Origin of the sequence: Streptomyces sp. NBC_01451 (genome assembly GCF_036227485.1) — a bacterium.
GTDB lineage: Bacteria > Actinomycetota > Actinomycetes > Streptomycetales > Streptomycetaceae > Streptomyces.
Map to the genome: position 1 here is coordinate 4,859,488 of NZ_CP109479.1, position 24,890 is coordinate 4,884,377.

Annotated in this window: 19 protein-coding genes; 10 read left to right on the forward strand and 9 right to left on the reverse strand. The window is 69.8% G+C overall.

Annotated elements, in window-relative coordinates; translation table 11 throughout:
• Nucleotides 1-90: 90 nt before the first annotated feature.
• The gene (locus OG595_RS21345; protein ID WP_329274190.1) at nt 91-1,062 is read left to right on the forward strand and encodes a pirin family protein; all 972 of its coding nucleotides are present in this window, start codon (nt 91-93) and stop codon (nt 1,060-1,062) included.
• A gap of 90 nt (nt 1,063-1,152) precedes the next feature.
• On the opposite strand, the gene OG595_RS21350 is transcribed toward OG595_RS21345, so the two are convergent.
• Nucleotides 1,153-1,938, reverse strand: coding sequence for a BRO-N domain-containing protein (locus OG595_RS21350; protein WP_329283088.1), 786 nt, complete (start codon nt 1,936-1,938; stop codon nt 1,153-1,155).
• On the opposite strand from OG595_RS21350, the gene OG595_RS21355 reads away from it, so the two are divergent.
• Nucleotides 1,889-2,050, forward strand: coding sequence for a hypothetical protein (locus OG595_RS21355; protein ID WP_329274192.1), 162 nt, complete (start codon nt 1,889-1,891; stop codon nt 2,048-2,050). The genes OG595_RS21350 and OG595_RS21355 overlap by 50 nt on opposite strands.
• A 45-nt stretch (nt 2,051-2,095) precedes the next feature.
• Here the strand turns inward: OG595_RS21355 and OG595_RS21360 are convergent, their stop codons facing one another.
• Both OG595_RS21360 and OG595_RS21365 read right to left on the reverse strand, forming a co-directional pair.
• Entirely contained in the window at nt 2,096-3,508 is a 1,413-nt protein-coding gene (locus tag OG595_RS21360; protein ID WP_329274194.1) for a cytochrome P450, read from the reverse strand.
• A 43-nt stretch (nt 3,509-3,551) separates the two neighbouring features.
• On the reverse strand, nt 3,552-5,708 hold the full coding sequence (locus tag OG595_RS21365; RefSeq protein WP_329274196.1) for an ATP-binding SpoIIE family protein phosphatase: 2,157 nt from the start codon (nt 5,706-5,708) through the stop codon (nt 3,552-3,554).
• 220 nt (nt 5,709-5,928) lie between these two features.
• On the opposite strand from OG595_RS21365, the gene aspS reads away from it, so the two are divergent.
• The 3 genes from aspS to OG595_RS21380 all read left to right on the forward strand — a co-directional run bounded on the left by aspS (nt 5,929) and on the right by OG595_RS21380 (nt 9,922).
• Nucleotides 5,929-7,692, forward strand: coding sequence for an aspartate--tRNA ligase (aspS, locus tag OG595_RS21370; RefSeq protein ID WP_329274198.1), 1,764 nt, complete (start codon nt 5,929-5,931; stop codon nt 7,690-7,692).
• Nucleotides 7,693-7,828: 136 nt separating this feature from the next.
• Nucleotides 7,829-8,770, forward strand: a complete 942-nt coding sequence (locus OG595_RS21375) for an intradiol ring-cleavage dioxygenase (protein ID WP_329274200.1) — start codon at nt 7,829-7,831, stop codon at nt 8,768-8,770.
• Nucleotides 8,771-8,926: 156 nt separating this feature from the next.
• Nucleotides 8,927-9,922 carry an intradiol ring-cleavage dioxygenase gene (locus tag OG595_RS21380; RefSeq protein WP_329274202.1) on the forward strand — a complete coding sequence of 332 codons (996 nt, stop codon included), beginning with the start codon at nt 8,927-8,929 and terminating at the stop codon, nt 9,920-9,922.
• 153 nt (nt 9,923-10,075) lie between these two features.
• Here the strand turns inward: OG595_RS21380 and OG595_RS21385 are convergent, their stop codons facing one another.
• A complete protein-coding gene (locus OG595_RS21385) occupies nt 10,076-13,264 on the reverse strand; it encodes an FG-GAP repeat domain-containing protein (RefSeq protein ID WP_329274206.1) in 3,189 nt (1,062 codons plus the stop codon).
• 398 nt (nt 13,265-13,662) lie between these two features.
• Here OG595_RS21385 and OG595_RS21390 point away from each other — a divergent pair, with 398 nt between their 5' ends.
• Entirely contained in the window at nt 13,663-14,112 is a 450-nt protein-coding gene (locus tag OG595_RS21390; RefSeq protein WP_329274209.1) for a hypothetical protein, read from the forward strand.
• Between the two features lie 18 nt (nt 14,113-14,130).
• On the opposite strand, the gene metG (OG595_RS21395) is transcribed toward OG595_RS21390, so the two are convergent.
• Nucleotides 14,131-15,855: a methionine--tRNA ligase gene (metG, locus tag OG595_RS21395; RefSeq protein WP_329274211.1), complete on the reverse strand. Its 1,725-nt coding sequence runs from the start codon at nt 15,853-15,855 to the stop codon at nt 14,131-14,133.
• 123 nt (nt 15,856-15,978) lie between these two features.
• Between metG (OG595_RS21395) and OG595_RS21400 the strand changes: the two genes are divergently transcribed.
• A complete protein-coding gene (locus OG595_RS21400; protein WP_164408396.1) occupies nt 15,979-16,188 on the forward strand; it encodes a type II toxin-antitoxin system VapB family antitoxin in 210 nt (69 codons plus the stop codon).
• Nucleotides 16,185-16,619 (forward strand): PIN domain nuclease, encoded by a 435-nt coding sequence (locus OG595_RS21405; RefSeq protein WP_329274215.1) that lies wholly within the window; start codon nt 16,185-16,187, stop codon nt 16,617-16,619. The genes OG595_RS21400 and OG595_RS21405 overlap by 4 nt, the downstream gene beginning before the upstream one ends.
• Before the next feature lie 30 nt (nt 16,620-16,649).
• On the opposite strand, the gene OG595_RS21410 is transcribed toward OG595_RS21405, so the two are convergent.
• The 3 genes from OG595_RS21410 to OG595_RS21420 all read right to left on the reverse strand — a co-directional run bounded on the left by OG595_RS21410 (nt 16,650) and on the right by OG595_RS21420 (nt 20,470).
• Nucleotides 16,650-16,928 (reverse strand): hypothetical protein, encoded by a 279-nt coding sequence (locus tag OG595_RS21410; protein ID WP_329274217.1) that lies wholly within the window; start codon nt 16,926-16,928, stop codon nt 16,650-16,652.
• Nucleotides 16,929-16,994: 66 nt separating this feature from the next.
• Nucleotides 16,995-18,620, reverse strand: a complete 1,626-nt coding sequence (gene metG, locus OG595_RS21415) for a methionine--tRNA ligase (protein ID WP_329274219.1) — start codon at nt 18,618-18,620, stop codon at nt 16,995-16,997.
• A 164-nt stretch (nt 18,621-18,784) separates the two neighbouring features.
• On the reverse strand, nt 18,785-20,470 hold the full coding sequence (locus OG595_RS21420) for a VWA domain-containing protein (protein ID WP_329274221.1): 1,686 nt from the start codon (nt 20,468-20,470) through the stop codon (nt 18,785-18,787).
• 332 nt (nt 20,471-20,802) lie between these two features.
• On the opposite strand from OG595_RS21420, the gene OG595_RS21425 reads away from it, so the two are divergent.
• Nucleotides 20,803-22,881 (forward strand): PhoX family protein, encoded by a 2,079-nt coding sequence (locus OG595_RS21425; RefSeq protein WP_329274224.1) that lies wholly within the window; start codon nt 20,803-20,805, stop codon nt 22,879-22,881.
• Between the two features lie 18 nt (nt 22,882-22,899).
• Here OG595_RS21425 and OG595_RS21430 read toward each other — a convergent pair whose 3' ends face one another.
• Entirely contained in the window at nt 22,900-23,865 is a 966-nt protein-coding gene (locus tag OG595_RS21430; protein WP_329274226.1) for a LysR family transcriptional regulator, read from the reverse strand.
• 256 nt (nt 23,866-24,121) lie between these two features.
• On the opposite strand from OG595_RS21430, the gene snpA reads away from it, so the two are divergent.
• Nucleotides 24,122-24,766: a snapalysin gene (snpA, locus tag OG595_RS21435; RefSeq protein ID WP_329274229.1), complete on the forward strand. Its 645-nt coding sequence runs from the start codon at nt 24,122-24,124 to the stop codon at nt 24,764-24,766.
• Nucleotides 24,767-24,890 lie beyond the last annotated feature (124 nt).

Genomic DNA, 24,890 nt, shown 5'->3' on the forward strand with positions numbered 1-24,890 from the left:
GCCCGGAGGGAATGCCCTCCGGGCCTCCTCTGTTAGGGGTAGCAGGAAGTTCAATAATCAACTAAACTGGCCGCACAAGGAGGTCCCGACATGCCTGCAGTGACCGTCGAGAACCCGCTGACCCTGCCCCGTGTGGCCGCTCCGGCCGACGCCGTGGCGCGTCCCGTGCTCACCGTGACGACCGCGCCGAGCGGTTTCGAGGGCGAGGGATTCCCGGTGCGCCGGGCGTTCGCCGGGATCGCCTACAAGCACCTCGACCCGTTCATCATGATGGACCAGATGGGCGAGGTGGAGTACGCGCCGGGTGAGCCCAAAGGCACCCCCTGGCACCCCCACCGCGGCTTCGAGACCGTCACGTACATCATCGACGGGATCTTCGACCACCAGGACTCGCAGGGTGGCGGCGGCACCATCACCAACGGCGACACCCAGTGGATGACGGCCGGTTCGGGCCTCCTCCACATCGAGGCGCCCCCGGAGTCCCTGGTGATGTCCGGCGGCCTCTTCCACGGCATCCAGCTGTGGGTGAACCTCCCGGCCAAGGACAAGATGATGGCCCCCCGCTACCAGGACATCCGTGGCGGCCAGGTCCAGCTCCTCACGTCCCACGACGGCGGCGCGCTCCTGCGCGTCATCGCCGGCGAGCTGGACGGCCACCAGGGTCCCGGTATCACCCACACCCCGATCAGCCTGGTCCACGCGACCCTGGCCCCGGGCGCGGAGGTCACCCTCCCCTGGCGCGAGGACTTCAACGGACTGGCGTACGTTCTCGCCGGCCGCGGCAGCGTGGGCGCCGACCGGCGCCCGGTCCACAAGGGCCAGACCGCGGTCTTCGGCGCGGGCTCGTCCCTGACGGTCCGCGCGGACGACCTGCAGGACGCGAACAGCCCGGACCTGGAGGTCGTACTCCTCGGCGGGCAGCCGATCCGTGAGCCGATGGCCCACTACGGCCCGTTCGTGATGAACACGAGGGCGGAGCTTGAGCAGGCGTTCGAGGACTTCCAGAAGGGCCGGCTGGGAACTGTGCCGGCGGTGCATGGAATGTCCGAGGGTGGGCTGTAGGCCGTAGAAAAGTTCAGTACTGTACGACCGGGCCCGAAGCCGCAACTTTGGTTTGCGGCTTCGGGCCCGTCTGTCGTCGGCGCTACTGGACTACGGCAGTACGTAGAACGGCGAGTCGTCCGGAGTACGGCCGACCTCGCGTACGCATCCCTGCTCGGACAGCAGCTCCAGGCTGTGGCGGACGCGGTCCGCTGAGAGGCCGGTGTGTACGGAGATCTCCTCCACGCTGTAGTCGGCGCCGCCGTGCAGCAGGGCCGGGGCCAGGTGGGCGGCGACCTTGTGGACGTCCTCGGTGACGACGAGGTTCCTGGACTTCCAGTTGGACAGGAGCTGTTGGGGTGTCAGCTCCGGGGCCTGGACGGGGCGGGTGAGGTCGCCGGCGCGGCGGAGGGTCTGGGTGAGGTCCCTGAGCATGTCGACGATCACGTTCTGTTTGGTGTCGATATGACGCAGGGTTTCGTCCTGGCGGTCGACGCGCTCTTCGAGACGGACGAGGGCGTCGGCGAGTTGCTGGGGGACCGCGTAGGCGGTGACGGTGGTCGGGGTGGGTTGCAGGGTGGCGGGTTCGAGGGAGTAGGAGCCGTCTCGCTGGATGGTGGCGATGACTTCGGAGGCCCAGGCTTTGAAAGGCTGTGCCGACGGTTTGGTACAGCCGTTGACCAACCGGATCAGACCCTGGAGATCGACGAGATGCATGTCTCGGCGCCACTCCCGACCTGCGGGAATGCTGAGACCATACCCTCCAGTTACGGTCTCAAGAATCTCTCGGTGCTCTGTGGGGACATGGTCCGCCAGAGTCTTCCTGGGATTCCTGTACCCCAGCTCGTTGAGTACGTCCGCCGCGGGAAACCAGTGCGTCCCGTCCGGCGTCGTCAGCCTCCGTACCCGCGCCCCCGTGGCCGCGTACACGAAGTCGCTGATGTCGATCGCGTCCTTGCGCGTGTTGTTCTGCTCGTACATCGAGCATCACCTCCGCCTCGGAATCTAGGGAGGAGGAGGCGCGACCCGAGTTCATAGCAAGGATGTTCATCCTTTAGTGGCGGCGTGCCCGCAACCCCACCCGTGCCTCTCCCACCGCCTGCAACGTCACCGCCGCCGTCACCGGGATGTCCTTGTCCGGTGCCTCGATGTCGTACTCGCGCAGCAGTACCGCCAGGGCCAGGACCGACTCCAGCATCGAGAAGTGGCGGCCGATGCACGCGCGGGGGCCGCCGCCGAAGGGGAGCCATGCGTAGCGGTGGCGGGCGGTCTCCTGGTCGGGGGTGAAGCGGTCCGGGTCGAAGCGGTCGGGGGTGTCCCAGTGGGCCGGGTGGCGGTGGGTGACCCAGGGCGAGACGAGGACGTCCGCGCCCGCCGGGATGACGTGGCCGTCGATCTCCGTCTCCGTCACCGCCCGCCTGCCCATCAGCGGAGCGGCCGGATACAGGCGCATCGTCTCCTTCAGGACCTGTGTCAGGTACGGGAGTCGGTCCATGGTCGCCGCCGTGCAGGGCTCGCCCGGAGGCAGTGCGTCGACCTCCTCCCGGGCCCGGGCCCTGGCCTCGGGGTGGCGGGCCAGGAGGTGGAGGGCGAAGGCCAGTGACGTCGCTGTCGTTTCGTGGCCCGCGAGGAGGAACACCAGGACCTGGTCGCGGAGTTCGGTGGCGTCGAGGCTGCCGTCCTCGTCGTTCTGGGCCTGGGAGAGGAGGGAGAGCAGGTCGGTCCCGGCCGCCCCGTCCGCTGTCCCGTTCCCGTTGCTCCGGCGCGCCGCGATGATCCGGTCGCAGACCTCGTAGACCGCCCGGGTCGCCGTTTCCGCACGCCTGTTGGAGGGGGTGGGCCAGGTGCGCGGGAGCCTGAGCGGGGAGTAGGCCCGCCCGCTGATGTACGCGCTGATGACCGGGAAGTTGGCGTGGATGACGTCCACCGCGGCTTCCACGTCCGCGCCGAACAGGACCCGGGAGACCGTGCGCATCGCCAGCCGGTCCATCTCGCGTACGACGTCCACGTCGGGCCTGTTCCGCCAGCGTTCCGCTGTCGCCTCGGCCTCGTCGGTGATCGTCGCGGCGTATCCGTCGACCCGCTTTTTGGTGAACAGGGGCTGGATCAGGCGTCGTTGGCGGAGGTAGACGTCGTCCTGGCTGGTCAGGAGGCCGTTGCCCCCGGTCTGGCGTATCTCCTCGTAGAAGACGTTGTCCTTGCGGAAGCCGGCGGCCTGTGTGGCCAGGACCTGCTGGGCGCCCTCGGGGGAGAAGACGCAGTACATGACCGCACGGAGGCCGGGCGGGCCGGCTGTCAGGCGGACCACGTCGCCGTGCTCCCGCTGGGCGCGGACGAAGGTGGCGAGCGGGTCCCTGCGGAGGTCGAGGGCGGAGCCCAGCAGGGGGTGGCCGGTGGGGCCGGGGACGGGAGCGGTGGTGTGCGCGGTCCCGGGGGCGGTTCTGCGGGCGGTACGCGTGACGGCCATGGTCGTATCATCCGCTTCTCAGGGCGCCCGGGGGTGCCCTTTCCTACTCCTGCGGCTCTTTCCCGGGGTCCTTCTCGTACAGCTCGAACCAGATGCTCTTGCCCTCGCCCCGGGGGTCGACCCCCCACGCGTCCGCGAGCATCTCGATCAGCATCAGCCCCCGGCCGGAGGAGGCCAGTTCGCCCGGGCGGCGTTTGTGCGGGAGGTCGTCGCTCACGTCCGTGACCTCGACGCGGATGCGCCGTGTGCCCGGGGCACCCGTGACCTCGGCGACGACCAGGGCGTCGGCGTCGGTGTGGACCAGGACGTTGGTGGCCGTCTCGGAGACGAGGAGGACCGCCGAGTCGACCTGGTCGGGGCTGGGCCAGTCGTGGAGCTGTTCGCGGAGCTGCTGGCGGGCGACGGCGACGCGCTCGGGTTCCGCCTGGGCGATCGTGAGCATGGTGCGCCGGGACGTGGGGCGTACCGCCGGCGGCAGCGTGCCGTCGGTGGCGCCTTCGCCCGGGCGGCTCAGGAGCAGCAGCGCTATGTCGTCCTCGCGGCGGTCCGCCAGCGGGCCGGTGGTGTGGTGGGAGAACGGGCCGTGCACTGCCTGGACGAGGGCGTCTGCCAGGTGCTCCAGGTCGGCGCTCTTGATGTCTCCCTTGTGTTCCTCCAGGGTCGTCCGGATGCGCTGCCAGCCCGTGTCCAGGTCGTGGCCGCCGGTCTCGATCAGGCCGTCGGTGCACAGGAGCATGGTCTCGCCGGGTTCGAGGGCGAGGAGGGTGGTGGGGTAGTCGGCGTCCGGGTCGATGCCCAGGGGCAGGCCGCCTCCCGTCGGGCGGGTCAGTACGGTGCCGTCCGCCATGCGGATCGCCGGGTCCGGGTGGCCGGCGCGGGCGATCTCCAGGACGCCGGTCGCGGGGTCGACCTCGACGTACAGGCAGGTCGCGAAGCGCAGGTCGCCGCCGGTGGCGCTGTCCGCGGAGTGGGTCATGCCGTGCAGGAAGCGGGAGGCGCGGGAGAGGACCGCGTCGGGGCGGTGGCCCTCGGAGGCGTAGGCGCGCAGCGCTATGCGGAGCTGGCCCATCAGGCCGGCGGCGCGGACGTCGTGGCCCTGGACGTCGCCGATGACCAGGGCGAAGCGTCCGCCGCCGGGCAGCGGGATCATGTCGTACCAGTCGCCGCCGACCTGGAGGCCGCCGCCGGTCGGTATGTAGCGGGCGGCGACCTCCATGCCGGGTATCTCGGGGCCGAGGGTCGGCAGCATCGAGCGTTGCAGACCGTCGGTCAGTTCGCGTTCCGACTCGGCCACGCCCGCCCGGGAGAGTGCCTGGGCGAGCATGCGGGCGACCGTCGTCAGGACCGAGCGCTCGTCGGGGATGAAGCTGACGGGGTAGGCGAAGCCCGCCATCCAGGCGCCCATCGTGCGGCCCGCGACGGTCAGCGGCAGGAACGCCCAGGACTGCCGGTCGAACACCTGGGCGAGCGGCCAGGCGGTGGGGTAGCGGGCCTTGTAGGCCTCGGGGGAGGAGAGGTAGACGGCCCGGCCGGTGCGGACCACCTCGGCGGCCGGGTAGTCGGTCTCCAGGGGCATGTGGGAGAAGGGGCGCTCGTCGCCGGGGCGCTGGCCGTGGTGGCCGATGACGGTGAGACGGTCGCCCTGGACGCCGAAGACGGCGAGGCCGTCCGGTGAGAAGCCCGGCATCGACAGGCCCGCCGCGACCCGCAGCACCTCCTCCGTGGACCGTGCCTCGGCCAGTGCCCGGCCCGCGTCCAGCAGGAACGCCTCCCGGGAGCGGCGCCAGTCACCGGTGACGGGGGTGCGTGCGGCGGTGGCGGGCGAGGGCTCGGTGACCTCCTGGAGGGTGCCCATCACGTCGTACGCCTTGCGAGCGGTGTCGAAGGTCGGCTTCGCGCGGCTGCGTGCGGTACGGATCACCCGGCCCTGCTCGTCCATGACACGGACCCGGACCTCGGCGATGCTGTCCTCGGCGACGGCGAGCTGGATGACGCCGACGATCTCGTTCCAGTCGACCGGGTGGAGGCGGGCCCGGGTCGCGGCCTCGGTGAGGGTGGTCGGCTCTGCGGGCAGGCCGAGCAGGCGGGCCGCCTCGGAGTCGAGCGTGACCAGCTGTGTGGCTGTGTCCCAATGCCACATGCCGGTTGCGAGGGCGACCAGGACGTCCCCCACGGCGGGCAGGGGCTCACCAGTGCGCATTGACCTACTTTATGGAGAGGTGATCGCAGCGTGCCACCCAAGCTGTACGGGGCACTCTGTGAAGGAGCTGTACAGGGTATGCGTGCGAACAATTGCGGGGAAGCGGTCTCGGGGCGGCCGGTACCCTTGGGTCTGTGCTTTCCGAGGTTTCGGTGTTTCACGTGAAACCTTCGCCGGCACAGACCCCGATCCCCGATCCGCGAAGGCTGGATGAACGACGATGCATCGGTACAGGTCCCACACCTGCGGCGAGCTCCGCGCCTCTGACGTCGGCAGCGACGTCCGGCTGAGCGGCTGGCTGCACAATCGGCGCGACCTGGGCGGCATCCTCTTCATCGACCTGCGCGATCACTACGGCATCACGCAGCTCGTCGCCCGCCCCGGCACGCCCGCCTACGAGGCCCTCGACAAGGTCTCCAAGGAGTCGACGGTCCGCGTCGACGGCAAGGTCGTCTCGCGCGGCGCCGAGAACATCAACCCCGAGCTGCCCACGGGTGAGGTCGAGGTCGAGGTCGGCGAGGTGGAACTGCTCGGCGCGGCCCAGCCGTTGCCCTTCACGATCAACACCGAGGACGGGGTCAACGAGGAGCGGCGCCTGGAGTACCGCTTCCTGGACCTGCGCCGCGAGCGCATGCACCGCAACATCATGCTGCGTACGGCCGTCATCTCGTCGATCCGGCACAAGATGACCGCGCTGGGCTTCAACGAGATGGCCACGCCGATCCTGACGGCGACCTCTCCGGAGGGCGCCCGCGACTTCGTCGTGCCGTCGCGCCTCAACCCCGGCCGGTTCTACGCGCTGCCGCAGGCCCCGCAGCAGTTCAAGCAGCTGCTGATGATCTCCGGGTTCGACCGCTACTTCCAGATCGCGCCCTGTTTCCGTGACGAGGACGCGCGCGCGGACCGTTCGCCGGGCGAGTTCTACCAGCTCGACGTCGAGATGAGCTTCGTCGAGCAGGAGGACGTCTTCCAGCCGATCGAGCGGCTGATGACCGAGCTGTTCACCGAGTTCGGCAAGGGCCGCGAGGTCACCTCGCCCTTCCCGCGCATCCCGTTCCGCGAGGCGATGCTGAAGTACGGCTCCGACAAGCCGGACCTGCGTGCCCAGCTGGAGCTGGTCGACATCACCGACGTCTTCGCGGGCTCGGAGTTCAAGGCGTTCGCCGGCAAGCACGTACGCGCCCTGCCGGTACCGGACGTCGCCGGCCAGTCGCGGAAGTTCTTCGACCAGCTCGGTGACTTCGCCGTCACGCTGGGCGCGAAGGGCCTGGCCTGGGTGCGGGTCACGGAGGACGGTTCGCTGTCCGGGCCGATCGCGAAGTTCCTCACCGAGGAGAACGTCGCCGAGCTGACCAAGCGGCTCTCGCTGGCCCCCGGCCACGCCGTGTTCTTCGGCGCGGGCGAGTTCGACGAGGTCTCGAAGATCATGGGCGCGGTGCGGGTCGAGGCCGCCAAGCGTGCCGGGCACTTCGAGGAGAACGTGTTCCGGTTCTGCTGGATCGTCGACTTCCCGATGTTCGAGAAGGACGAGGAGACCGGGAAGATCGACTTCTCGCACAACCCGTTCTCGATGCCCCAGGGCGGCATGGAGGCCCTGGAGACCCAGGACCCGCTGGACATCCTGGCCTGGCAGTACGACATCGTCTGCAACGGTACGGAGCTGTCCTCCGGCGCGATCCGCAACCACGAGCCCGAGATCATGCTGAAGGCGTTCGGCATCGCGGGCTACGACGAGGAGACGGTCGAGCGCGAGTTCGCCGGCATGCTCCGCGCGTTCCGCTTCGGCGCCCCTCCGCACGGCGGGATCGCGCCCGGCGTCGACCGTATCGTCATGCTCCTCGCGGACGAGCCGAACATCCGCGAGACGATCGCGTTCCCGCTCAACGGCAACGCCCAGGACCTGATGATGGGCGCGCCGACGGAGCTGGAGGAGGCGCGGCTGAGGGAGCTGCACATTTCGGTGCGGAAGCCGCAGCCGAAGTAAAGCATCGGTAATTCGGAACAGAGGGCTTTGCGGCCCTCGGTGAATGGCTCGGAATCGGCGGCGATTCCGAGCCATTCTTATGACACCCCCAGGAATCACAGGGCTTTGACAGGTTCCATTCATAATCTCCCCGGTCATGACTGAAACCCCCCAACAGACAGCAGCAGAGCGGGAATTGACGCGCCGCAGGGTCGTCGTCGCCGGTGGCGCGACGGCGGTGACGGCCACGGCGGTGGCCCTGGGCGCCGGACTGGCGTCGGCGCAGGGATCAGTGGAGGGCAAGGGTGCGAACGGCCCCGGGGGCCTGCCCGCCGGGACCCCCTCGGGCACCCCCTCCGGCACGCCCGAGGCCTGCTACGTGCTGACCACGGAGACCACCGAGGGCCCGTACTACATCGACGCGGACAAGCTCCGCCAGGACGTCACCGAGGACGAGGAGGGCATCCCCCTCACCCTCAGACTCAAGGTGATCGACGCCGAGAACTGCCGGCCGGTGCGGAACGCGGCCGTCGACATCTGGCACTGCTCGGCGCTCGGCGTCTACTCCGGCTACGAGGACATGGGCAACGGCGGTGGCGGTGGCGGCACCCCGCCGTCCGGCGAGCCGACGGACGTACCCACGGGTCCGCCCCCGACGGGCGGTCCCGGCGGTCCCGGCGGCCACCAGGAGCCGACCGACGACGAGCGCTATCTGCGCGGTACGTGGAAGACGGACCGGCACGGCTACGTCACCTTCCGGACCGTGTTCCCGGGCTGGTACCGGGGCCGTTGCGTCCACATCCACGTCAAGGTGCACGTGGACGGCACCTGGACCGACGCCGGCTACGAGGGCGGGCACACCTGCCATACCGGTCAGCTGTTCTTCGACGAGGAGTCGGTGCTGCTCTCGGCGGAGGTGGCGCCGTACTCGACGAACACGGCCCCTCGTACGACCCTCGACGAGGACGGGATCTACCCGGACAACGGCGCCGAGGGCGGGCTGCTGCGGCTGCGGTACAAGAAGCGGGACATCGGGCGCGGAGTTCGCGCCGAACTGACGATGGGTGTGGCGCCGGACGAGACGCACGACAGCAATTGAATAAGGTTAGGCTTCCCTGATTAGTGCGTCGGGGGCGGGAAATGGACAACTGTTTTCCGCCCCGTTCGCGCATTTCTCCCAGGTTCATGAAAAGGCAAAGGAAAGCACAGTCCTTTCCCATGGTCCTGACAGGCGTCCTGCCTAGGTTTCACGACCATGACAGAGACTCAAGGGCCGAAGCACAAGAGGGATCTGACGCGTCGGAAGGTCGTCGTCACCGGCGCCGGAGCGGTCGCCGCGGTGGGCGTCGCGGGCGGACTCGCGGCGGGCGCGTTCGCGGGTGAGACGGGCAAGGGCGGGAAGAACCCCACCCCCAAGGCTTCCAGCACCAGCTCGGAGGTCTGCTACACGCTCACCTCGGAGACCACGGAGGGTCCGTACTACATCGACGCGGACAAGCTCCGCCAGGACATCACCGAGGACAAGGAAGGCATCCCGCTGACCCTGAGCCTGCGGGTGATCGACTCCGAGTCGTGCAAGCCGATCGTCGACGCGGCCGTCGACATCTGGCACTGCGACGCCCTGGGTCTGTACTCCGGCTACGAGAGTCTCTCCACCGGCGGCGGTGGCGGCGCCCCGACGGACGCCCCCTCGGGCACCCCTACCGGTGAGCCGCCGACCGACGCGCCCACCGACGGCACCGGTGGCGGTGGCGGTGGCGGTGTGCACGAGGAGCCCACCGACGACAAGCGCTACCTGCGCGGGACCTGGAAGACGGACCGGCAGGGCCGGGTCACCTTCAAGACGGTCTTCCCCGGCTGGTACCGGGGCCGCACCGTCCACATCCACACGAAGGTGCACGTGGACGGCACCTGGACGGACGCCGGCTACGAGGGCGGCACCACCTGCCACACCGGCCAGTTCTTCCTCGACGAGGAGTCGGTGCTGCTCTCCGCCGAGGTCGAGCCGTACTCGACGTCGACGACCGAGCGCACCACGCTCACCGAGGACACCATCTACGACCAGAGCGGCACCGCGGGCGGTCTGCTCAAGCTGAAGTACGACAAGAAGAACATCGCGAAGGGTGTGATCGGCTCCATCACGATGGGCGTCGACCCGGAGGCGACCAACGACGGCACGGGCGACACGGTGCAGCCGGGCGCGTCCGAGTCGCCCGCGGACACGGCCTCCCCTTCCGCCTCCGCGAGCTGACGGACGTACGGTCCGCGGTCCGCGAAGGAAGGCCCGGAACCCTCCCCCAGGTTCCGGGCCTTCGCCGGTAGGCGTGTGCCTACGGGCTCCTGTACGACGCCGAGGCGCCCGGGGTCACGTGCACCCCGGGCGCCTCGATCAGTGACGTGCGGTTCAGGAGAGGGACTTGTAGCCGCCCCAGCCGCTCCCGATCTTCGCCCGGGCCCCGAACGACCCCTTCCCGTCCCCGCTCTGGCGGTACAGGTTGCCGGCGGTGTCCCGGGCGACGAGGTCCGCCCGGCCGTCGTCGTTGAGGTCGCCGACACCGACGACCGCGTTGTACGAGGCTCCCCACGAACCGAACAGCTTCGTACGGGCGGTGAAGGTGCCCCTGCCCGTGCCGTTGAACCGGTACAGGTTGTCGGCCTTGTCCTGGGCGAGAAGATCGCCGATGCCGTCGCCGTCGAGGTCTCCGGCGCCGACGATCTTCTTGTAGCCCTTCCAGTCGGCGTACAGGGTGACAGGCGCGGAGAGCTTGCCGGCGCTGGTGCCCTTGTAGAGGTGGACGGTGCCGGTCGACGCCTTGCGGGCGATCAGGTCGGGGCGGCCGTCGCCGGAGACGTCACCGGGGGAGGTGAGGATGTCGTACTGGGTCCAGCCGCTGGTGGCGAGGGTGGTGTACGAGGTGCTCGGCGTGACCGGGTAGCCGCAGCGCGGCTTGTACAGGCGCAGGGCCCCGGTGGCCATCCTGACGAGGACGTCGTTGCAGCGGTCGCCGCTGAGATCGCCGAAGGCGACGGCGGTGACGGAGGCGGGCCAGCCGGTGCCGGTGTTCTCGCCGTTGTCGCGGCTGATCCCGCCCCGTCCGGTGCCGTCGTGGAAGGCCAGGGCGCCCGAGTTGCTCAGGGTGAGGAGGTCGCCGCGGCCGTCCGGCCCGTCGAGGCTCGTGAAGTCGTGGCGTACCGCCGAGCCACGGCCCGTGAAGCCCGTACCGGCGACCACCGTGACCGGGGCCGAGGTGCCGAGGCCGGTCGCCTTCAGCGTCCAGGCGAACTCACCGTTGGGGAAGTAGGTCCCGTTCGCCGTACGGCCGTTCCAGCTCGCCGACAACCAGGCCCGGGCCGCGCCGCCGGTGAACGTACGGGTGAGCCGGCCGGTCGCGGCGCTCTGCTCCGAGGTGAAGGTGAGGGACCAGGACGTGACGGGGCGGGAGAGCAGCCAGGAGCCCTGCCAGGGGTAGGAGGACGCCGTGGGCGGTTCCACGAGGGAGTTCTCGATCACGTTGGCGAACGCGGTCGGGGTGGACGGGGCGACGCCGGTGGTGGCGACGTGTGTCTGCTCGTACTCGTCGAACCAGGCGACCAGCCCTGTGTACTCGTCGACCGTCCAGCGGTAGCGGCGGTCCGCTGCCAGACCGGTGTCCGGGACGCGGGAGGCGAGGACGCGGGTGGTGCCGGTGGGCGTCCGGGTGAGGACCAGCTCGTCGGTGGCGTGGTCGTGCCGGACGGTGAACCCGTCACCGAGGAGCACGTCACCGGGCTTGACGGCGGTCGACTTGCGGGCCTTGGTGTCGTAGACCCCCGCCGAGGCCGTACCGCAGGCCCAGTACACCCAGCGGCCCGCCGCCTGGAGCTCGCTCGGCACGCAGCCGAGGCCCGGGACGGTGACCGTGGCGAGGACCTTGTTCGCGGTGAGACTGTACGAGGTGAGCTGACCGGACGTGCCGGTCGCGCTCCAGAGGGTGGAGCCGTTGAGGGCGGCGGCGCGGATCGTGCGCTTCAGCTTCTGGCCCTGGACGAACTCGCCCACGTACTGCGCGGGTGCGGTGCCGCCGGAGTTGTAGACGACGTAGTTGTCGGAGACGTCGACGATGGCGCCGCCCCCGGTGCCGAACGCCAGTGTGCTGTTGCCCCATTCCTCGTTGATGGACATCAGGCGTTCCTTGCCGCCGCCGGTCCGCTGGAGGAAGACGTCCTCGGGCTCCGCGCCGTGGTTGCCCCACAGGACCGAGCAGACGGTGCCCGCGTACGGGCAGATGGGGTTGACCGTCTGTCCACTCTTGGCGGCGGACGCGGTCAGCGTGGTGCCGTTGTCCGTGGTGAGGGTGCGGACGGACGTCGTGTCGTCGCCCGAGGTGTTCTCCGCGACGCGCAGGTGACCCCGGCTGAGGGCGACCCCGCTCTTGGCGTTCTCGTACGGTGCGACCTTGTACAGCTTCGTCAACTGCGGGGCGCCGTCCGGGCCTTCGGTGATCCGCTGGATCCACCAGTCGGCCGGGCCGGTGCCACCGGTGACCAGGGCGGAGCCGTCGGGGGCGGCCAGCGGATTGCCGTAGGTGCTGTCCAGCAGGGTGCGGGTGGAGCCGTCGGCCAGGGAGACGGCGGTGCTGCCGCCGTTCGGGTCCGTCAGCACGAGCCAGTCCCCGAGGAGAACGGGAGCAGAGACGTCGACGACCTCGCCGGTGTCGGGATTCCCGGCGACCGGGACCGTCTCCTCGGCGGTGAGGTCGGCGCGGGGCTTCAGGTGCAGGCCGGAGGCCGGTGTGTACCAGCCGATCCGGTCCTCGGTGAGTACGACCTCGGGGAAATCGTCCGCACCGGTGAAAGCCACGGTGAACTCGGCGGTGGCGAAGTCGAGGTAGCCGATGGTGGACCTGCGGGTGTGGTCGTCCTGAAAGACCGCGTAGGCGAGGACCGCACCGGCCTGGTCACCGGTACTGCCGAACTCGTAGCGCCGGTACTCGTCGCCCGTGAGACCGGTCACCGTACGGTCGCGCTGCTCGCCGTCGACGAAGTCGATCAGTTCCATCGCGGAACGGTCGTTGTCCCTCGCGACGACTGTCGACCCGTACGTTCCGATGTAGTCGCCGTACGGCAGGTCGGCGGTCCGCAGCGCGCTGCCGTCCGGGCTCCACAGCACAGCCGGGTCGCCGGGGCTGCGGGGCGGCATCGCCACGATGTCGCCGGCCTGCGCGAAGAGGCCCGACGGGCACGCCAGGGTGATGTCGTAGCAGCCGGTGGCGCGGTCCGGTTGGTACGCCCCGCTCGGGCCCTGCACGGTGACGGTCGTGCCGTCCGTGTACTTCGTCCACAGCAGGCCCGCGACGTCGGCCTGTCGATGCAGGAAGCCGCTCTCGCCCGCCCCGAGCAGGCGTTCGGTGCGCGGGGTCGTCGAGTTTGGATCGTCCAGGACGATCTCAGCGGTCCCGGCCGCCGCGGTCGTCCCGGATGCCGTGGCGGCCTGCGCCGCGCCACCGCCGTCGGGTGTCGCGGCGAACAGAGTGATGGTTCCGGCCGCGAGGGCGACCATGAAAGCGGAGACGAGCGCGGTCGGCCCGCCCCGTCTCGGGGCGTGTCTGCCCACGTGAAGTTCCCTCCTCAGGAGGGACACAGCCCTCGCACAAGTGAGCGGACTTTACCAGGGCTTGGGACGGTCCCTGACCGGCGGATCCACCCTCTGTGGCCGGGCGTGGTCCCGCTGCGCGGCGGACGGACCGACGGTGTGCGCGGTGCCGCGAAGCGCCATGGTTGAACTCCCCCGTCCGGTGAACCCGTAGTACGTCCACGTGTCGGCTCATGTCCCGGTAAGCCCGGCCGAACCTCGATAGGCCTGCGCACACGGGAGGTTCGCAGGCGGCACACAGACTTCTCGTCGGGAGGGCACAGTGGCGGGGCGTTTGATGGGAACTGTCGCAGTGGGGTAACCGCACCTCACGGCATGTTCCGTTCACGTTCGCTGTTCGCTGCTCACTGGAGGAAGTCATGGGAATCGTCGTTCCGTTCACGCTGCTGCTGATCGTCGGAGCGGTGGTTTCCGTCGTCCTTCTGCGCAGGCAGGCGGGGATGTCCACGGCCGAGTCCGGCCTGGCGGGGCTGGACGCCGAGGTCGAGGCCAACCGGTGGGTGGTACGGCTCGGGGGGAGTCTGGCCGGTCTGCGCCCTGGGGCCGACGAGGCCGCCGCGCGGGCGTTGGCCGAGGCGACCGGACGGCATCACACCGCCCGCGGCCAACTGGCCACCGCCCGCACGCCCGCCGAGTACGCGCGCGCGAGGCAGACCGCGGTCGAGGGTCTCCAGTACGTCAGTGCCGCCCGCGACGCCCTCGGGCTCGCCTCCGGTCCGCCGGGCGCCGACTCGGACGCCGACGACCCGAACGAAGGAACCGCCCGCCAACTCCGGGGAGTCGGCGGGCGGTTCGGTGTCACCGCGTGAGGTGCGGAGACCGAGTGGTCACTCGGGTGCGCCGCCGAAGCGTTCCTTGTACGTCTCCAGGTCCTCGTCCGTCAGCTTCGCGAACAGCACCGGCGGGACCGTGAAGGCGGTGCCCTCGGGTACTGCGGACAGCGACTTCGCCTCGTCGGCGGTGACCCACGTCCGGGTGTCGCCGTGCAGCGCGAACGCGGCGCGCATCGTCGCCGCCGTCGCGGGGATGAAGGGTTCCGAGACCACCGCGTAGAGGTGGATGAGGTTCATCGCCGTACGGAGGGTCAGGGCCGCGCCGTCCTGGTCGGTCTTGATCTCCAGCCAGGGGGCCTTCTCCTCCAGGTAGGAGTTGCCCGCCGACCACAGGGCCCGCAGGGCCGCCGCCGCCTTGCGGAACTGGAGTGCCTCCAGCTGGTTCTCGTACTCCGCGAGCAGCTCGGCGATCTGCTCGCCCAGCCTCGCCTCCGCCTCGCCGGCCGCCGAGCCCGCCGGGACCTCGTCGCCGAAGCGCTTCTTCGAGAAGGAGAGGACGCGGTTGACGAAGTTGCCGAGGGTGTCCGCCAGGTCCTTGTTCACCGTGGCCGTGAAGTGCTCCCAGGTGAAGGAGGAGTCGTCCGACTCGGGGGCGTTGGCGATCAGGAAGTAGCGCCAGTAGTCGGCCGGGAGGATGTCCAGCGCCTGGTCGGTGAAGACGCCCCGCTTCTGGGAAGTGGAGAACTTTCCGCCGTAGTACGTCAGCCAGTTGAAGGCCTTGACGACGTCGACCTTCTTCCACGGTTCACGGACGCCGAGTTCGGTGGCCGGGAACATCACCGTGTGGAACGGGACGTTGTCCTTCGCCATGAACTCCGTGTAGCGGACCGGGTTGTCGCCCGCGTCGGCCTCGTACCACCAGGACTTCCAGTCCCTGGTCTCCGGCTGCTCGTCCGACCACTCCTTCGTCGCGCCGATGTACTCGATCGGGGCGTCGAACCACACGTAGAAGACCTTGCCCTCGGCCGCCAGCTCCGGCCAGGTGTCCGCCGGGACGGGGACACCCCAGTCCAGGTCGCGGGTGATCGCACGGTCGTGCAGGCCCTCGGTGAGCCACTTGCGGGCGATGGAGGAGGCGAGGTGGGGCCACTGGCCCTCGTGGGCGGTCACCCACTCCTCGACCTCGTGCTGGAGCTTCGACTGGAGCAGGAAGAGGTGCTTCGTCTCGCGGACCTCCAGGTCCGTGGAGCCCGAGATGGCGGACCGGGGGTCGATCAGGTCGGTGGGGTCGAGCACCCGGGTGCAGTTCTCGCACTGGTCGCCGCGCGCCTTGTCGTAGCCGCAGTGGGGACAGGTGCCCTCGACGTACCGGTCCGGGAGGAAACGGCCGTCGGCGGGGCTGTACACCTGGCGGATCGCGCGCTCTTCGATGAAGCCGTTCTCGCCGAGCCGGCGGGCGAAGTGCTGGGTGATCTCCACGTTCTGCGGGGAGGAACTCCGCCCGAAGTAGTCGAAGGCCAGCGCGAACCCGTCGTACACCGCCTTCTGCGCGTCGTGGGCCTGAGCGCAGAACTCCGCCACGGGGATGCCCCGCTCCTTCGCGGCCAGCTCGGCCGGGGTGCCGTGCTCGTCCGTCGCGCAGATGTACAGGACGTCGTGCCCGCGCTGGCGCAGATAGCGGGAGTAGACGTCCGCCGGGAGCATCGACCCCACCATGTTGCCCAGGTGCTTGATCCCGTTGATGTACGGAAGGGCGCTGGTGATGAGGTGTCGTGCCATCGGGGTGCTGCTCCCAGGTTGGTTTCCCGCTGCTTCGCGAACCTTGAAATCGTAGCCGCGAGTGGCCGGTCGCGGCGCCTGTATATACTCAGTGAGTCGCAAATCTATATCGGGAGGTCTGTCATGTCGAAGCTGCTCATCGAGGTCGACGACGAGGCTCTGGCGGAAGCGCAGGTCCTGCTGGGCACGAAGACCAAGAAGGACACCGTCAACACCGCGCTGCTGGAAGTCGCCAAGCGGCGCAGCCGGGCCATAGCGCTGGCTGAGCTCCGGGAGATGGGAGCGCGAGGTGACTTCGACATCCTTCTGGACAAGAGGAACTACCGCCGGTGAGTGACGTCTCGTATCTGATCGACACCTCGGCCGTTGTGCGCCTGCTCAGCAGCGACGCGTATGACGAGCGATGGCAGCAGGTCCTCGACAACGGGCTGGTCGCGCTTTGTGACCTGACTGAGTTGGAGCTTCTCTTTTCTGCCCGTTCCGGAAAGGACCGGGATGCCAAACAGGAGCGTCTGCGGCAGCTGTTCAGCTGGACTCTGATGCCCGACGGCATCTATCAGCGCGCTTGCGAGGTCCAGCAGCTGCTCACCGACGACGGTGAGCACCGCTCGACCGGGCCGGTCGACCTGCTCGTCGCCGCCACGGCCGAGCTGTCGGGTCTGACCCTCCTCCACCACGACCGGGACTTCGACACCGTCGCCCGCCGTACGGGCCAGTCGACCGTCTGGCTGGCCGAGCCCGAGCCCGAGTCCCCCGAGTCCTGAACGTCGGTGTAGCCACGTGGCCTCGTGCTGTCAGGACTCCTCGTCCTCGCCGCCGGCTATGCGGAACGGGCCCATTGTCCCGGGCGCGAAGTACAGCGTGAGGCCGTCCTCCATGACCACCTCGACGGGGTCGTTCACCTGAAGCAGCCTGTTCAGCTCGGCCTTGAGCGACTGCCGCATCGGGCCTGTGGCCTCCCTTCGGCCACACGTGAAGTCGCCCGGCACCCCGAAGGGCCGTCCGAGCGGGCGGGCTCCCCGAACGCCGTGCCACTCCCCCGTGGCCCAGATCTCCAGCTTGTTGTACGCCATGGACGCAGGGTCCCCCGGGCGGCACGCGGCCGCACCCGGAAAGGGGTGCGGGGCCTCGCGTGCGTACTACGCGTTCGGCTTCTCCTCCAGACGGGGGAAGAGCACCGCGCCCTTGGTGATCGTCGCGCCCGCCGGGAGCCGGCCCCAGGTGGCGGCGTCGGCGATCCGCTGGCCGGGGAGTGCGCCGAGGACGGCGTCCGCGCCGAGGGAGTCCCAGAGCTTCTGCGAGGTGTCCGGCATCACCGGGTTGAGCAGGACGGCCACCGCGCGCAGCGACTCCGCGGCCGTGTAGAGGATCGTCGCCAGGCGGGCCCTGCCCTCCGGCGACTCGTCCTTCGCGACCTTCCAGGGCTCCTGCTCCGTGATGTAGCCGTTGACCTGCTTCACGAAGTCGAAGACCGCCAGGATGCCGCCCTGGAAGTCCACCTCGTCGCCGATCCGGCGGTCGGCCTCGGCCACCGCCTTGGCCATGCCTTCCTGTACGGCCCGTTCGGCCTCGCCCGCGGCCGTCGCCTCCGGGAGCGTGCCGCCGAAGTACTTGCCGACCATCGCGGCCACGCGCGACGCGAGGTTGCCGTAGTCGTTGGCAAGCTCGCTCGTGTAGCGGGCGGAGAAGTCCTCCCAGGAGAACGAGCCGTCCTGGCCGAACGCGATCGCGCGCAGGAAGTACCAGCGGTACGCGTCCACACCGAAGTGGGAGGTCAGGTCCTGCGGCTTGATGCCCGTCAGGTTCGACTTCGACATCTTCTCGCCGCCGACCATCAGCCAGCCGTTGGCCGCGACCTTGCCGGGCAGCGGCAGACCCTGCGCCATCAGCATCGCGGGCCAGATGATCGCGTGGAAGCGGAGGATGTCCTTGCCGACGAGGTGGACGTCGGCGGGGAAGGTGTTCCCGAACTTCTCCGGGTTCTCGTTGTAGCCGACCGCCGTCGCGTAGTTCAGCAGCGCGTCGACCCACACGTAGATCACGTGCTTGTCGTCCCACGGGACCGGGACGCCCCAGTCGAAGGTGGAACGGGAGATGGAGAGGTCCTGGAGGCCCTGGCGGACGAAGTTCACGACCTCGTTGCGCGCCGACTCGGGCTGGATGAAGTGCGGGTTCGCCTCGTAGTGGGCGAGCAGCCGCTCGCCGTACTCGCTGAGCTTGAAGAAGTAGTTCTCCTCCTTGAGGATCTCCACCGGCTTCTTGTGGATGGCGCAGAGTTTCGTCCGCGTCCCGTCCTCGGCGATGTCGTCGGTCTCGATGAGGTCGCCCGGAAGCTTGTACTCCTCGCAGCCCACGCAGTACGGGCCCTCGTAGCCGCCCTTGTAGATCTCGCCCTTGTCGTGGAGATCCTGGACGAACTCCTGGACACGGTCCGTGTGACGCTTCTCCGTCGTGCGGATGAAGTCGTCGTTGGCGATGTTCAGGTGCTCCCAGAGGGGCTTCCAGGCTTCGTCGACGAGCTTGTCCGCCCACTGCTGCGGGCTGACGCCGTTCGCCTCCGCGGTACGCATGATCTTCTGACCGTGCTCGTCCGTGCCGGTGAGGAACCACACCCTCTCGCCGCGCTGACGGTGCCAGCGCGTGAGCACGTCGCCCGCGACGGTCGTGTAGGCGTGGCCCAGGTGAGGAGCGTCGTTGACGTAATAGATGGGGGTGGAGACGTAGTACGCCTTCCCGCCCTGCTTCTCGGATCCAGTGGCCGCCATGCGCGAAATCCTACTGTCCGAGGGGAGACCGGCTGACGCCGATTCCGGTGGGGCGGGACTGCGGGGGACTACGAGGACAGGGCCCGGGGTATGACCCCGGGCCCTGTCGGCCGTCGTACGTGAGGTTCCGCGGGTTACGCCTCCACGGCTTACGGGATTACTGGCTACGGGCGCCAGTTGGCCAGTACGCCCTCGTACAGCTCCGTGTCCGTCAGCTCGCGCGGGGTCGGGCCCGCGTGGAAGAAGGACGTGTTGGACGTCTTCAGTTTGCGGAGGTAGTCGAAGGCCTTGTTCTCCTGCTCGCCGAACGCGACGAAGGAGAAGAAGAGGCTGGGGTGCTTCGCCGCGGCGTCCGTGAGGGACTGGGTGGCGGGGGTCTTGGCGTCCGGGGCGCCGTCCGTCTGGAAGACGATCAGCGCGGGGTGCTCGGTGCCGGACTTCTCGTAGTGGCTGACGACCTCCTCCACGGCCGCGTGGTAGCTCGTACGGCCCATGCGGCCGAGGGAGGCGTGGAGCTCGTCGATCTTGTTGTCGTGGTCGGGGAGGGTGAGCTCGCCGGTGCCGTCCAGCTCCGTCGAGAAGAAGACGACGTGGACGGTCGCCTCCGGGTCCAGGTGGGCGGCGAGAGCGAGGGTCTGCTCGCCGAGGGCCTGCGCGGAGCCGTCCTTGTAGTACGGGCGCATGGACGCGGAGCGGTCGAGGACGAGGTAGATCTTGGCGGGGGTGTTGTCGAGGCCGAGGGTGGTGAGGGTGGCGGCGGCGGAGTTGTACGCGGTGAGGAGGCTCGCGGGTACGGGCACGGCCTCGGCTTCGCCCTCGGCCGAGTCCGTCTCCCCACCCGCACCACTCGAACCACCCGTGGCGCCTTCGCTTTCGGGTGCGGGTGGCCCCTGTGGGGCTTCCTCCACGTCGGCGGCTGCCGGCACCAGGTCCTCGGAGCCAACCTCAGCCTCTGCCTCTGGAGCAGACTCCGGTTCCGGTTCCGCCGTCACCTCGGGCTCGGCCTCGACTACGGCCTCGGGCTCGGGCTCGACGACAGCCTCCGGCTCAGGCTCGACAACCGCTTCGGCCCCGGCCTCGACTTCGGGCTCCGGTTCCGGGGCGACCTCAGTCACCTCGGCCACCTCAGCCACCGGTTCCTGCTCCGGAGCCGGCTCCTCGGCCACGGCCACGGGCTCGGCCTCGGCCTCGGCCTCGGGGACAACCTCGGCGACCGGCTCGGGCTCCGGGGTCGCCTCGACAAGGGGTTCCGGTTCAGGGGTCACCTCGGCGACCGGCTCAGCCTCCGGCGCGGTCTCGGCGACCGGCTCTGCCTCTGGCTTCGCCTCAGGCTCTGTCTCCACCTCGGCCACCGGTTCCGGCCCGGTCTCCTCCGCGACCTCGGCTTCGGCTGCGACCTCGGCGTCGGTCGCGACCTCGGTCACCGCAGGTGCCACCTCGGCCGCCGGAGCCGTAACCTCGGCGACCGGAGTCACGACCTCGGCCGCCGGAGCAGCAACCTCGTCCACCGGAGCCGCAACCTCGGTCACCGGAGGTACGACCTCGGTCACCGGAGGTACCGCCTCGGTCACCGTCGGCGCGGGCGTCGGCTCGTCCACGGGCCTGGTCGGCTTGGGGACCGTTACGTTGTCGAAGGCTGCCGAGACGAGGTCGTCCACCACCGAGGGGGCCGCTGCGGGCTTCGGGGTCGGGGACTCGGTCAGGGTCGGTTCAGGTGACGGTGCCGGAATCTTCGGCTCGGTGGCCTCCTGCTGAGGAACCGACTCCGCCTCCCGCGCGGGCGCCGCCTCGGCGTCCCGCCCCTTGCGTGACTTGCCGAACGCGTTCCGCAGGAGAGTGAGAATGCCCATGTGCGCAACCCTTCACGTGAGTTGTAGCCGTCAATCCCTGGCCAGGACGGACACGTAAGGTTAGCGGTCCGGATTGACGATCTTGGGCAGGGTCTTTCACGGAACCCGACGGGCGTCAAGGGCGCCACTTCGCCAACCTCGCGCCCCGCCCCTCGGCAGACCCCGGCCGGGCCCGCGGCAGGTCCCGTCCGCGGCTTCCCCGCACCCCAATACCCTTACCGCTCCCACGGGTTCACCCTTCGTTCATCCGGCGTCCCCACCGTCGCACCTCCGTCCGCCTAGCGTCACGCTGACACCAAAGGCACGTATAGGGACACCATGGGGAGAGTAAAGTGCGCAAGCTGCTGCCGTTGATCGGATCGTCGTCCGGATCGCATCCTGGCGGCCGGTCGGCGATGACCTGCCGTTTCCGGTGTGGTGACGCCTGCTTCCACGAGGTTCCCAACACCAGCGCCAACGAGTACGTCGGCGATGTGATCGCCGGGGCCCTCAGCCGCCGTTCCGTGATGCGCGCCGCCGCCGTCGTCACCGTGGCCACCGCGGCCGGTACCGCCGTGAACGTCGTCGGCGCCGAGGGTGCGGAAGCGGCCACCGCGGCCTCCCACCAGCCTCACCCCTCCCACCCGTCCCACTCCTCCGTGCCGCGTGGTCTGCGCTTCACGCCCGTGGCGCCCAACACCGCCGACGCCGTGACCGTCCCCGGCGGGTATGGCCAGAACGTCGTCATCCGCTGGGGCGAGCCCATCCTCCGCGGCGCCCCCGCCTTCGACCCGGAGAAGCAGACCGCCGCCGCGCAGGCCGGCCAGTTCGGGTACAACAACGACTTCCTCGCGCTGCTCCCCCTGCACGGGAACCAGAAGCTCCTGGTCGCCAACCACGAGTACACCGACGAGATCCTGATGTTCCGCGGCTACGACGCCGCCAACCCCACCCGCGAGCAGGTCGAGGTCGCGTGGGCCGCGCACGGGCTGTCGGCCGTCGTGGTCGAGGGCGACCGGCGTACCGGCAAGCTGACCCCCGTGCTCCGCCACCCGCTCAACCGCCGGGTCACCGCCACCACCGAGTTCCGGATCACGGGTCCGGCCGCCGGGTCCGCGCTGCTCAGGACCTCCGCCGACCCGACCGGACGCAAGGTGCTCGGCACGCTCAACAACTGCTCCGGGGGCACCACGCCGTGGGGGACGACCCTGCACGGCGAGGAGAACTTCAACCAGTACTTCGCCAACGCCTCCCGCGACACGGACAAGCGGTACGGCATCGGCACCGGCGCCACCGAGCGCAAGTGGGAGCGGTTCGACAAGCGGTTCGACGTCGCGCAGGAGCCCAACGAGGTCCACCGGTTCGGATATGTGGTGGAGTTCGATCCGTACGATCCCTCCTCCACGCCCCGCAAGCACACCGCCCTCGGCCGCTTCAAGCACGAGGCCGCCACCATCCGGCTGACCTCCGACGGGCGTCCCGTCGTCTACACCGGCGACGACGAGCGCTTCGACTACTTCTACAAGTTCGTCGGCAGCAAGCGGATGCGGGACGGGGACTCGCGCGCTGTCCGTGAGCACAACCTCTCCCTTCTCGACGAAGGGACGCTGTACGTCGCCAAGCTGACCGGTGACTCCCCCGCCATCGAGATCGACGGGAGCGGGAAGCTGCCCGCCGACGGTGAGTTCGACGGCAGCGGTACGTGGATCCCGCTGGCGACCGCCACCGCCAAGGGTGCGGTCTCGCACGTCGACGGCATGACCGCCGAGGAGGTCTTCGTCTTCACGCGGCTCGCCGGGGACAAGGTCGGCGCCACCAAGATGGACCGGCCCGAGGACATCGAGCCCAACCCGGTCACCGGCAAGGTCTATGTCGCCCTCACCAACAACAGCAACCGGGGCAAGGCCGGCTTCGCCGCCGCCGACGAGGCCAACCCGCGCAACTCCAACAAGCACGGGCAGGTGCTGGAGCTGACCGAGCGGTGGAACCGGGCCGAGAGCACCTCGTTCGCCTGGTCGCTCTTCCTCGTCGCCGGTGACCCGAACGACCCCGCCACCTACTTCGCGGGCTTCCCGAAGGACAAGGTCAGCCCGATCTCCTGCCCGGACAACGTCGCCTTCGACCGCCACGGCAACCTGTGGATCTCCACGGACGGCAACCAACTCGGCTCCCACGACGGGCTGTTCGGGGTCGCCACCAAGGGTGCCCGGCGCGGTGAGCTCAAGCAGTTCCTGACCGTGCCGACCGGCGCCGAGACCTGCGGTCCGGTCATCGGGGAGCGGCAGGTGCTCGTCGCCGTGCAGCACCCGGGCGAGATCGACGGCGCCTCGGTGGAGAAGCCCGCCAGCACGTGGCCCGACGGTCCCGGCAGGATCGTCCGCCCGGCGGTCGTCGCCGTGTGGCGTACGGACGGCTGCGACATCGGCGTCTGAGCCGGTCGGGCCGGTGGTTCAGCGGGCGGCTTGCGGGAGGGCCGGGGCGGAGACGGGCGCGGTGGCGACGGTGCTCTGTTCCAGCCACTCCCGGTATGCCGGTGCCTGTCTCGCCACCTCCTCGTACGCCTCCGCCAGCGCCGGGTGCACCCTGTCCAGTTCCGTCTCCGTACGGGCCGCCAGCAGCAGCCGTACGCCGAGCGGGTCGCCGTGGAGCCGGCGTACCGCCATCTCGGGGCGCGGCAGGCAGGTCGCCTGGCAGACGGCGATGACCTCGCCGGTCGCCACCAGCGAGGCCGTGGTGTGGTAATCGCCGTGCAGGACACGGGGGTTGAGGCCGGCCGCGTGCAGCATGCGCAGTACGGCGTCGAACTCGCCGTCGACCGTCTCGTCCACCATCCAGCGGTCGCCGGCCAGTTCGGCGAGGTGGACCACAGGACTCGCGGTGGCCGGGTGGTCGGCGGGCAGGGACACGAACTGGGGTTCCCTGTCGACCAGTACGCGCAGGCACAGGCCGTCGGGGATTCTGAGCGGGCAGCCCTCGACCTCGTGCACGAACGCCACGTCCAGCAGGCCGTCGGCGACCATGCGCAGCAGCGCGTTCGCGGAGACGTCCATGCGGAGGGTCGGCTCCGGCTGGCTGCGCTGACGGAGCCGGCGCAGCCAGCCGGACAGGGCCCGGCTCGCCGTCGAGCCGATGCGCAGCTGCGGTCCGTCCGCCGCCGCGGCCCGCGCCTCCGTGACCAGTGAGCGCATCTCCGCCACCAGGGGACGGGCCCGGCTCAGGACGACCCGGCCGAGCGGCGTCGGACGGCAGCCGGCCCGGGTGCGGGTGAACAGCTCGCCGCCCAGCTCCTGTTCGATCCGGCGCAACTGGGTGCTCAACGAGGGCTGGGCCACGCCCAGTTCGCGGGCGGCCCGGTGCAGGCTGCCGGTGTCGGCGATGGCGCACAGCGCCCGGAGGTGCCTCACCTCTAGCTCCATGCGGGAGGCTCCGCCCGGATCGCCCACGCATTCATGTCCATGCCATCCGACGGTACACAGGGTGCGGGTCCGCCGTGGCTGGTTACGCCCCGCGGCGCAGCCGCACATCAATACAGCCCCGCGCCCCTGGAGGCCGCGGCACCTCGTCCGGCGATAGGGGCGGGCTATCGCCACTTGCCATCATCACAGCCGCCGTACAGGCACCGACACTCACGATACGAACCGATCGACTCACCCCCCACTCAAGGAGTCATCGATGCGAAAGTCCACCCCCGGTGCCGTGGCGGCGTTAGGCCTCAGCCTGGCAACTCTCGTCCTGGGTACGGCGGTTCCCGCCACCGCCGGTACCACGGCCGGTCCCACCGCGCGGGCCTCGTACGCCGGGTCGGCCGAGGAGGCCGCCGCCAACAAGGCGTTCTTCGAGGCCGTACTGAAGTCCGTCGCCGAGAAGCGTGCCGCGAGCCCGCGCTCGGCCGCCGCCGTCACCGTCATCTACAACGCGTCCCGCGCGCCGTCCTTCAGCGCCGAGATAGCCCGCTCCACGTCGATCTGGAACAGCTCGGTGACGAACGTGAAGCTCCAGTCGGGCTCCGCGTCCGCCGCCGACTTCACGTACCGCGAGGGCAACAGCTCCCAGGGCTCGTACGCCTCCACGGACGGCCACGGCAGCGGCTACATCTTCCTCGACTACGCGCAGAGCGACCAGTACGACCCGACCCGTATCACCGCACACGAGACCGGCCATGTGCTCGGGCTGCCCGACCACTACTCCGGGCCGTGCAGCGAGTTGATGTCGGGCGGCGGTCCCGGCACGTCCTGCACCAACGCCAACCCGAACGCGGCCGAACGCTCCCGCGTGAACCAGCTGTGGGCCAACGGGCTCGCGAAGGCCCTGCGTTAGTCCCCCCAGCGGGCCGTCAACAGTCCCTCAGCAGTCCTCAGCAGTTCTCCAGCACCCCAGTGGCCCCCACCCCCCACAGGCGCGGGCCGTCCCTCTGCACGGGGGCGGCCCGCGCCCCCCTCTG

Excerpts from the sequence above, each read along its gene's own strand:
- OG595_RS21345 (WP_329274190.1), top strand. The coding sequence starts at position 91 with ATGCCTGCAGTGACCGTCGAGAACCCGCTGACCCTGCCCCGTGTGGCC.
- OG595_RS21360 (WP_329274194.1), bottom strand. The coding sequence starts at position 3,508 with ATGGCCGTCACGCGTACCGCCCGCAGAACCGCCCCCGGGACCGCGCAC.
- OG595_RS21365 (WP_329274196.1), bottom strand. The coding sequence starts at position 5,708 with ATGCGCACTGGTGAGCCCCTGCCCGCCGTGGGGGACGTCCTGGTCGCC.
- aspS (WP_329274198.1), top strand. The coding sequence starts at position 5,929 with ATGCATCGGTACAGGTCCCACACCTGCGGCGAGCTCCGCGCCTCTGAC.
- OG595_RS21375 (WP_329274200.1), top strand. The coding sequence starts at position 7,829 with ATGACTGAAACCCCCCAACAGACAGCAGCAGAGCGGGAATTGACGCGC.
- OG595_RS21380 (WP_329274202.1), top strand. The coding sequence starts at position 8,927 with ATGACAGAGACTCAAGGGCCGAAGCACAAGAGGGATCTGACGCGTCGG.
- OG595_RS21390 (WP_329274209.1), top strand. The coding sequence starts at position 13,663 with ATGGGAATCGTCGTTCCGTTCACGCTGCTGCTGATCGTCGGAGCGGTG.
- metG (WP_329274211.1), bottom strand. The coding sequence starts at position 15,855 with ATGGCACGACACCTCATCACCAGCGCCCTTCCGTACATCAACGGGATC.
- OG595_RS21400 (WP_164408396.1), top strand. The coding sequence starts at position 15,979 with ATGTCGAAGCTGCTCATCGAGGTCGACGACGAGGCTCTGGCGGAAGCG.
- OG595_RS21410 (WP_329274217.1), bottom strand. The coding sequence starts at position 16,928 with ATGGCGTACAACAAGCTGGAGATCTGGGCCACGGGGGAGTGGCACGGC.
- metG (WP_329274219.1), bottom strand. The coding sequence starts at position 18,620 with ATGGCGGCCACTGGATCCGAGAAGCAGGGCGGGAAGGCGTACTACGTC.
- OG595_RS21420 (WP_329274221.1), bottom strand. The coding sequence starts at position 20,470 with ATGGGCATTCTCACTCTCCTGCGGAACGCGTTCGGCAAGTCACGCAAG.
- OG595_RS21430 (WP_329274226.1), bottom strand. The coding sequence starts at position 23,865 with ATGGAGCTAGAGGTGAGGCACCTCCGGGCGCTGTGCGCCATCGCCGAC.
- snpA (WP_329274229.1), top strand. The coding sequence starts at position 24,122 with ATGCGAAAGTCCACCCCCGGTGCCGTGGCGGCGTTAGGCCTCAGCCTG.